The following is a 7,985-nucleotide window of genomic DNA, read 5'->3' as shown; positions in this document are numbered from 1 at the left end:
GATCGAGGGCGGGGGTGACAAGAATTAATAAATCGGCGTTTTTGGCATAATTAAGAACTTTTTGCCGATACTCAGCCCGATTTGACTGTTCATAGCCTGGGGTATCCCAGAGGATTAACTCGTCCCCTTCTGGGGTTTGCCAATGGTAGGATTGAATCGCATCGGTACTAGGCAATAGATCCACTTGTGCTAAATCGGCCCGAAAGAGAGTATTAATTAAACTGCTTTTGCCGGCCCCGGTGCGTCCAACCAGCAGAATGTTAACCGGTTGGCGATCGATTTCCGTGATTGGTTCCGCTTGGGCGAGAATTTCCTTGAGAGTAGTGGTGGCGATTTTGGTCTTGGTGGGGAGAGTGGGGGCGAGATTACTGCCACTGTAGAGTAACACTGCTTGGCGAGAGAGATTTCTCAGGGCATTTTCCCGCAAAACTTGCCCTAAATTGACTAATAATTGCTGATCCGCTCGATCGCTGTACTTTTGACTAGCCACTTTAGCCACAGCCGCAGCGGGATTGATTACCCATTGCGCCCAATTCCAGACCTGCCAAAGTTTCTGGGCCGAGGGTTGCAATTTTTGATAAACTTCGTAGGCCTGATAGGCTTGGCCGATGGTGATTTGATTCAGGGCCGGGGAAAGATTCTGCATCCAGCGATCGCTATCATCCACGGTTCCCCGAATTAAACCGTAGGCCTGGGGAATGTAAATATTTAATAAGGGGTACTTGACATCGGGGTAATATATATGAGCGATGGCACTGACCAAATCCTGACAGCGTTGCCAAAAAGTCGCCCAATCTTCCCAAACCGGCCGATCATTGCGGGCCTCGACGATAATCCTCTCGATAATTTCCTCGACATTGCCCCCGGAATCACCCTCAGGAGGGGTTAATTCTGCCTTAATTTCCCCAATGGCGGCTTCAATTTCCCCGACTGCTGGGCGCGTCCATTTGACCAACAGGAAGCGCCAAGCGACAAAAATCAGGGTAAAAACTGCCCAAATCCAATTCAAACCCCATTGATTGATCTGGACACTGGCGGCCACGATCAGAAAGATGACCACGGCTGCGATCGGAACTGCTAAAATCAATCCTTGCCAAGTTTTTAACCGTAACATTGCTCGATCTGGTTTTTTTCCATTCTACCGATCTCTGATTCTCGGTTAGGGGGGCAGAAATTAAGCTCTCTTGGGTTTGGTGGGTAAAATGTATTCTAAGATACAGTACCGCCGGCGAAGGACTAGAACGAACCACAAAGACACAAAGGACACAAAGATTGATCGCTCCTATATAAGTTAAACCGATCACACAAAGAATAAGAGAGCAGAAATTAGACAGTGGCATCAATTTGGGCGAGGATTGCCGTGGACAACTGACAAAGTTGTTGATGACAAGGACCATTACTGGCCATGATCCCCCCCCATTGCCGCACATCGCCGCGATTATAGCGCACTGGTTGACCGTCAAAATAGGAAAATTTGCCGCCTGCTTCCGTTAAAATCAACTCTGGAGCGGCAAAATCCCAGTCTTTAGCCGCCGATTTCCCCGATAGGGAGATATAAACATCGGATTTTTGTTCGAGGATCGTGGCTATTTTACAGCCCACACTACCCACATAATTTTTACCGAAGAAGGGTATTTGACTTAATAGATTATCAAAACGTTGGTCGCGATGGGTACGACTAACCACCAGATAGAGATCGGTAATTTTATCTTTATTGGCAACTTTTACCTGTGTAATATTGCCGTCGCTAGTTTCTAGAAAAGTGCCTTTTCCTTTTTGGGCAAAATAGAGTTTTTCTTGATCCGGTAGGGCAACCACGGCGATGATCGGTGTTCCCTGATAACATAAGGCGATATGTAGGGCATATTCTCCCGTTTTGTCGATAAAATCGCGGGTTCCGTCCAAAGGATCGATAATCCATACCCAATCTTTCGGGATAGCTTCATTACCCTGGTGGGTTTCCTCGCTCAGATAACCAAAGTCGATATCAGAAAAATTTGTTTGTAATTCTCCTAAAATATAATGATTTGCCGCTAAATCCGCCGCCGTCACGGGTCCGCCTTTTTTCTTCTCGTTGATGGCTAAATCCTGTTCACCGCGGTAGTAGGATTGGAGAATTTTAGCACCACCCCAACCCACGGCACGAGTCACAGCTAAAATGCGATCGAGCGTTTCGGTATCTTGACAGGTTAAATTAATCATAAAATAGCCTCAGTTTTTCAGACCTATTATCTACTAAATTGAAAGACTGGCATCTTAGCTTATCATCCCTTGCTTCCTAGCTCCTGACTGGCTTAATTTTGCCCTTGCCAAAAATAATCGGCGGGTTTTTTGGTTTCTGCTGGTGATGATTGGGGAGTGTTTCCCAAGAAAACCGAGCGCTGGCTGACGCGATCGCCTAATCTTCTTTGGACTCGACTGGGAATACCGTAACCGTAGGCAATATGACCTTTTCCTGCTAGGACGATGATCTGATATTCGGGATGAGCTTGCCAGAATTTAGCGATCGCATCGGCCATGGTTTCATCCCAGAGAACCTGTGCCAAAAAAAAGCGATCGAATCCCTGACTACTGCCCCCCGTGTGTTGCTGATAAACGGCTAAGATCTGTTGACGGTACTCCTCGTTATCCTGGTTTATTTCGCTTTTAGGGGGAATGTAGGTCATTTCTGAGGTGGAGAGGCTTTCTAAGCCCTCCTGTGCCACTTTTCTAGTGATTTCCGTGGGTGTATTGAGGGCGATCAATGGTAGTTTTTTCGCCTTGGCCAAGCGCAGGATCGGGGCGTAAAATTCCCAATCAAATCCCCAACGTTGGTCGTATTCACTTTTTTCTCTCAACTGATTTTCGCTAATTTTGCCGGCTAAATACTGATCCAAATAGATTTGGTAAGGACGTTGAAACATCTCAAAAGCGATCGCTATTTGGGGATTATTAGCCTGTAAATACTCGATAATAGCTAATTGGGCCTGATGGTTGGCCTGACTATCGTGCCTTTCTCCCAGATAAATAATCTCGGCTGTTTTTAAATCGGCCAGAATTTCTTTTTGGCTATTAGTAAAACTCCAGGCCCGGGGCAGCAAAATAAACAGTAGGCAGAGGGCAAGGAAAACGGGAAAAAAGCGTCGAGAGAATTTCATCTTTTATTAAAAGCCTTTTAAGAAACCTAAGTAGATAGGTATTAAAAACTTTCAGATCCCCCCGCCTATCGGCACCCCCCTTATTAAGGGGGGTAGGGGGGATCGAACCTAAAATCCATTTTTAATTTAATTATAACCAGCTACTTATCTTAACCGAAGCCAAGACAAAAAAGGTGGGCAATGCCCACCCGCAAAAATTTTCAGAGAACCTTTCTGGTTTAGTAGGTTTCTACGTGCCAGCGATGTTCTTTTTTCAGTTGTTTCTGATAGACAGACCAATCGGTGCCATTTTTATTGGCAGCGCCACTGATAGCACCGTCGATACCATCTTCCATCCCTTTCAGTCCGCACATATAAGCGTGGGTTTTGGGACTTTGGAGTAGATTCCAGATTTCGTCAGCGTGTTCGGCTACCCGGTGTTGAATATACATTCTACCGCCCTGGGGATTTTGCTGTTCCCGGCTGATGGCATAGGTGAGACGGAAGTTATCGGGGAATTCCGCCGCGATTTTCTCTAATTCTTCTTGGTAGAGAATATTGGCCGTTTTGGGAACTCCGAAAATCAACCAAGCTAGACCTTTGAATTTATAATCTTCGTGTTGTTCCTTGAACATCCGCCAGAGGAAAGCCCGGAAGGGAGCGATTCCCGTCCCGGTGGCCATCATAATGATAGTGGCATCTTCATCACCCGGTAGCAGCATTTCCTTACCCACGGGACCAGTAATAGCCACATCGTCCCCCACCCCTATATTACAGAGATGGGTGGAACAAACTCCATAAACGGTTTCCTTGGTTTCTGGGTGCTGGTATTCTAACTGACGCACGCAGAGGGATACGGTTTTATCGTCTAATTTATCACCATGACGGGTGGAGGCGATCGAATAGAGTCTCAATTTATGAGGTTTGCCATTAGCATCGGTACCCGGAGGGATAATACCGATACTTTGCCCTTCTAAATAGCGTAAATCGCTCCCGGAAAGGTCAAAGGTGACGTGTTGTACGATGCCGATACCCCCCTCATCAACGAGAGGATAATTCTCGATACATTTGCCGATAAAGGGTTGGTTCGGACGGTAGATATTGACGGGGATATCTGTTTTTTCTTTCGCTTGAGTCATGGCCTTTTTCTTGGTCTGTTCGGGGACGGGCGATGATTGAGCGATTGGCTGTGGTGTGGAGGCACTAGAAACAGTTGCTACGGGGGCAATCCCATTGAAGGGTTTGATGCTGACGATACGACCACCTAAACGGGTAATCCGACGCATTTCTTGATTCATGCGACTGTAGGGAACCGTGAAAAACACGCTTCCACTCTGACGGATTGAATAATCCAAGCTGTCAGTATTGTCGTTTTGATTAAGACCCGCCACTTCGTAAACAAATAAACGGTTTCCCGCTAGTGTACTCGGACTGTACATTAAATATAACTCCCAACTCAAGTCACGATAATCGTTCCATAGTTTAGCCTACCATCGGTATACTACACCTAGGCCTAATTGAGAGTTATCTTAAAAAAACCACAGACATCGCTTTTATCCTTTTGGATAGGATAGGTCAAGTCTCTGGTTAAAATCTGTTACATTTGCAGCATTTTACTTTTTATTAAGATTTATGTTACTTTTGCCCATTTATGCTAGAAATCCCCCGGGTTGGCCTGATGAGGACAAGAGCGGGGGACAGATATTAGCAATAATTATTTTATGAACTACTCGGCTGCAGCAGCGTTTAAGGGTTTAATGCTGACGATGCGAGCGCCTAAACGGGTAATCCGACGCATTTCTTGATTCATGCGGCTATAGGGAACGGTTAAAAAGACACTGCCACTCTTACGGATAGAATAATCTAGGTTATCAGTCTTGTCATTTTGACTTAAACCGACGACTTCATAGACAAAAAGGCGATTTTCTTTGGCACTAGAGAGACTTTGCATCGAAATGGCTCCTACATTGATGTTATAGTTCTCTAGTTTAGCCTAGCAGGGAGACTAGCAATCTAGTTAGGGTTTGCGGCAAAAAGTTTCTCGTGGGGGCAGGGTGTAGGGTTTTATTTTAAGGGACTTTTTCCCTGAAACTTCCCCCCGCTCCCTCGAATGGCTGGCACTTTTTGATTTCCCCAAAGTCTAAAAGTCTTACCCAACAAGGTTTTTAGATTTATTCAGCCAACCCTAGTTAATGGCTGATTTACGCCTGTTTATTGTACCATGACGCTCGATCGCAATTGTCCACAGGCCGCATCTGCCGCTAAACCTCTCGAATAACGGACAGTAACGGCGACTTTCTCCTGTTCTAAAATAGTTTTAAAAGCCTTAATTCTCTTTTCATCAGGCCGTTGATAATCCACCTCCTGAATGGGATTATAGGGGATTAAATTGACGTGAGATTGAAACCCTTTTACCAGTTTGACTAATTCCCTTGCGTGTTCGGGTAAATCATTCACTCCCGCTAACAGAATGTATTCAAATGTCACCCTTCGTCCCGTGATTTGAACGTATTCCTGACAGTCTTGGATCAGATTAGTTAGGGGATAATGGTCGGCACTGGGGATTAATTTAGCTCGAACTTGTTGATTAGAAGCATGAAGACTAACAGCAAAAGTTACTTGCAAATTATGTTCGGCTAGTTGCTTGATCTTATGAGGCAATCCCACGGTAGAAATCGTTAAACAACGCTGACCGATCCCCACATCTTGATTCAGGGAATGAATTGCTGTCACCACTTCGGGGATATTTAATAAAGGTTCCCCCATACCCATAAATACCACATGACTAACTCGCTGTTGAAAATCCTCCTGTACTGTTAACACTTGGTCAACGATTTCATAGGCTTTTAAATTACGAGTAAAACCACCTTTTCCTGTGGCACAAAAATCACAGGCCATCGGACAACCCACTTGGGAAGAAACACAGACTGTTAATCTTTTTTCACTAGGAATTCCCACCGCTTCGATAATTAAACCATCGGCCAGTTTTAGCAGATATTTACGAGTGCGATCGGGTGCTACACTGCGATAATGTATAAGGGAACGACCGATAGGATAATCCGCCAGCTTGCTGCGCCATTCTTGGGGAAATACGGAAATATCCGCCAAAGAATGCACCCCTTTTTCGTATAGCCATTGGTGTAATTGTTTACCCCGATAAGCGGGTTGTCCCTGGTCTTTTACCCAGTCGGTCAGTTCCTCTAAAGATTTCGCTAGTAAAGTCATAATTATTATCGTTGATCACCTTATCATTCTAACCGATCGATCATCCCTAGTAGCAAAACTCTAAGAAAATTGTATTCATTAATTGACATTTTTCCCTTTGCTCCTTCTCTAGTCTTTGTTAGTCAATTAAATACTTAAAACTATAACTTAAGTAGGTAGGTGTTAAAAGTTTTCAGATACCCCCGCCTATCGGCATCCCCCTTATCAAGGGGGGCAGGGGGGATCGAACCTCAAATCCATTTTTAATTTAATTATAACCAGCTACTTAAACTGAGCCTGACGACAAAAGTAAATCTAGTCTTAAGCTTGATCTTTTTTACTTTTCATTTAACTTAACTGTTCAAGGGGAACTGTCAGCGCCATAATGATCGATGGACTTCGATCGAGAACAGAAATTTTATGAGTTGCCAGCAAAAAAAGTCAATATGGGAAAATAAAGAGCTATTTAGTTGTAAAAGCAATATTTAAGCGAAAATTTATGAAAATCGCTATTTTATCCCAAGATGCTTCTCTTTATTCGACCAAGCGACTGAAAGAAGCGGGAGAAGCCCAAGGTCATGAGGTACGAGTGATCAATTATTTGCGCTGTTACATGAACATCACCTCCCATAAACCCACGGTTGTCTATAACGGTAAACCCTTGGAGAGTTTCGACGCGATTATTCCCCGCATTGCCGCCTCAAAAACCTTCTATGGAACCGCAGTCGTCCGACAATTCGAGGTGATGAATGTTTTTACTGCCAACGACTCCCAGGCAATTTCCCGGTCGCGGGATAAATTGCGTTGTCTGCAAATCCTCGCTCGGGAAGGGATAGGTTTACCGGTGACGGGAATTGCTCACGCAATTGAAGATATCGATGGTTTAATCGAAACGGTCGGCGGCACCCCCCTAGTGATTAAATTATTAGAAGGAACCCAAGGTATTGGCGTAGTTTTAGCGGAAACCGACCAAGCAGCCAAGTCAGTTATTGAAGCTTTTCGGCAATTAGAGGCTAATATTCTAGTACAAGAGTATATTAAAGAGGCCAGTGGGGCAGATCTGCGCTGTTTTGTCATCGATGGAAAAGTGGTAGCCTCGATGAAGCGACAGGGGGCCGAGGGCGATTTTCGTTCTAATCTTCACCGCGGTGGCAAAGCAGAAAAGATAAAATTAACCCCGGAGGAACGCAGTACGGCTATACGGGCCACTAAAGCCATGGGTTTACGGGTTGCGGGTGTGGACTTATTGCGGTCCAATCACGGGCCTGTGGTTATCGAGGTCAATTCCTCTCCCGGTTTGGAAGGAATAGAAGCGGCCACCGGTGTGGATGTGGCCAAAAAAATTATCGATTTTGTCGCTAAAAATGCCACCCTAGTCCTCAATCGCGATCGATATCAATATTAGCTGTCAGCCTTGCATCAGTTATCAGTTATCAGTTATCAGTGGGTAAGTTATCAGTCAGTAGTATTAAGCGATAAGGGACTTGCGTGGAAATAATATCCCAATTGATCGGAGGGCGCAAGCTTTGCGCCCCTACAGTAACGGATTTTCTTCACAATGTAGGGGCGAACTGCGTTCGCCCAAAAGGTACATTATCAAAGCGCAAGTCCCTAAGCTCGGAGCTGCCTTTTTACAGAAAAAAATCTCCCCACACCCTACACCCC

Annotated in this window: 7 protein-coding genes; 1 reads left to right on the top strand and 6 read right to left on the bottom strand. The window is 45.0% G+C overall.

Going from position 1 to position 7,985, the window contains the following annotated elements:
* The 6 genes from IQ224_RS19440 to rlmN all read right to left on the bottom strand — a co-directional run.
* Positions 1–1,114 (bottom strand): GTPase family protein (locus tag IQ224_RS19440; RefSeq protein WP_194033372.1); only part of this gene is annotated, 1,114 nt, incomplete at its 3' end.
* A gap of 212 nt (positions 1,115–1,326) precedes the next feature.
* Positions 1,327–2,202: a 3'(2'),5'-bisphosphate nucleotidase CysQ gene (locus IQ224_RS19435; protein WP_194033371.1), complete on the bottom strand. Its 876-nt coding sequence runs from the start codon at positions 2,200–2,202 to the stop codon at positions 1,327–1,329.
* A gap of 92 nt (positions 2,203–2,294) precedes the next feature.
* A complete protein-coding gene (locus IQ224_RS19430) occupies positions 2,295–3,137 on the bottom strand; it encodes a ChaN family lipoprotein (RefSeq protein ID WP_002742461.1) in 843 nt (280 codons plus the stop codon).
* A 218-nt stretch (positions 3,138–3,355) separates the two neighbouring features.
* Positions 3,356–4,555: a ferredoxin--NADP reductase gene (gene petH, locus IQ224_RS19425; RefSeq protein WP_002742462.1), complete on the bottom strand. Its 1,200-nt coding sequence runs from the start codon at positions 4,553–4,555 to the stop codon at positions 3,356–3,358.
* Positions 4,556–4,842: 287 nt separating this feature from the next.
* A complete protein-coding gene (locus IQ224_RS19420; protein WP_002772199.1) occupies positions 4,843–5,067 on the bottom strand; it encodes a phycobilisome linker polypeptide in 225 nt (74 codons plus the stop codon).
* 260 nt (positions 5,068–5,327) lie between these two features.
* Positions 5,328–6,341, bottom strand: coding sequence for a 23S rRNA (adenine(2503)-C(2))-methyltransferase RlmN (rlmN, locus tag IQ224_RS19415; protein ID WP_002742466.1), 1,014 nt, complete (start codon positions 6,339–6,341; stop codon positions 5,328–5,330).
* 478 nt (positions 6,342–6,819) lie between these two features.
* Here rlmN and rimK point away from each other — a divergent pair, with 478 nt between their 5' ends.
* Positions 6,820–7,725: a 30S ribosomal protein S6--L-glutamate ligase gene (gene rimK / locus IQ224_RS19410; protein WP_002742468.1), complete on the top strand. Its 906-nt coding sequence runs from the start codon at positions 6,820–6,822 to the stop codon at positions 7,723–7,725.
* Positions 7,726–7,985: the final 260 nt, after the last annotated feature.

The sequence above is a fragment of the Microcystis sp. LEGE 00066 genome (genome assembly GCF_015207925.1).
In the GTDB taxonomy this organism is placed as follows: Bacteria; Cyanobacteriota; Cyanobacteriia; order Cyanobacteriales; family Microcystaceae; genus Microcystis; species Microcystis ichthyoblabe_A.
Note: the sequence above shows the minus strand (reverse complement) of the source record. Positions and strands in the feature narration are given on the sequence as shown.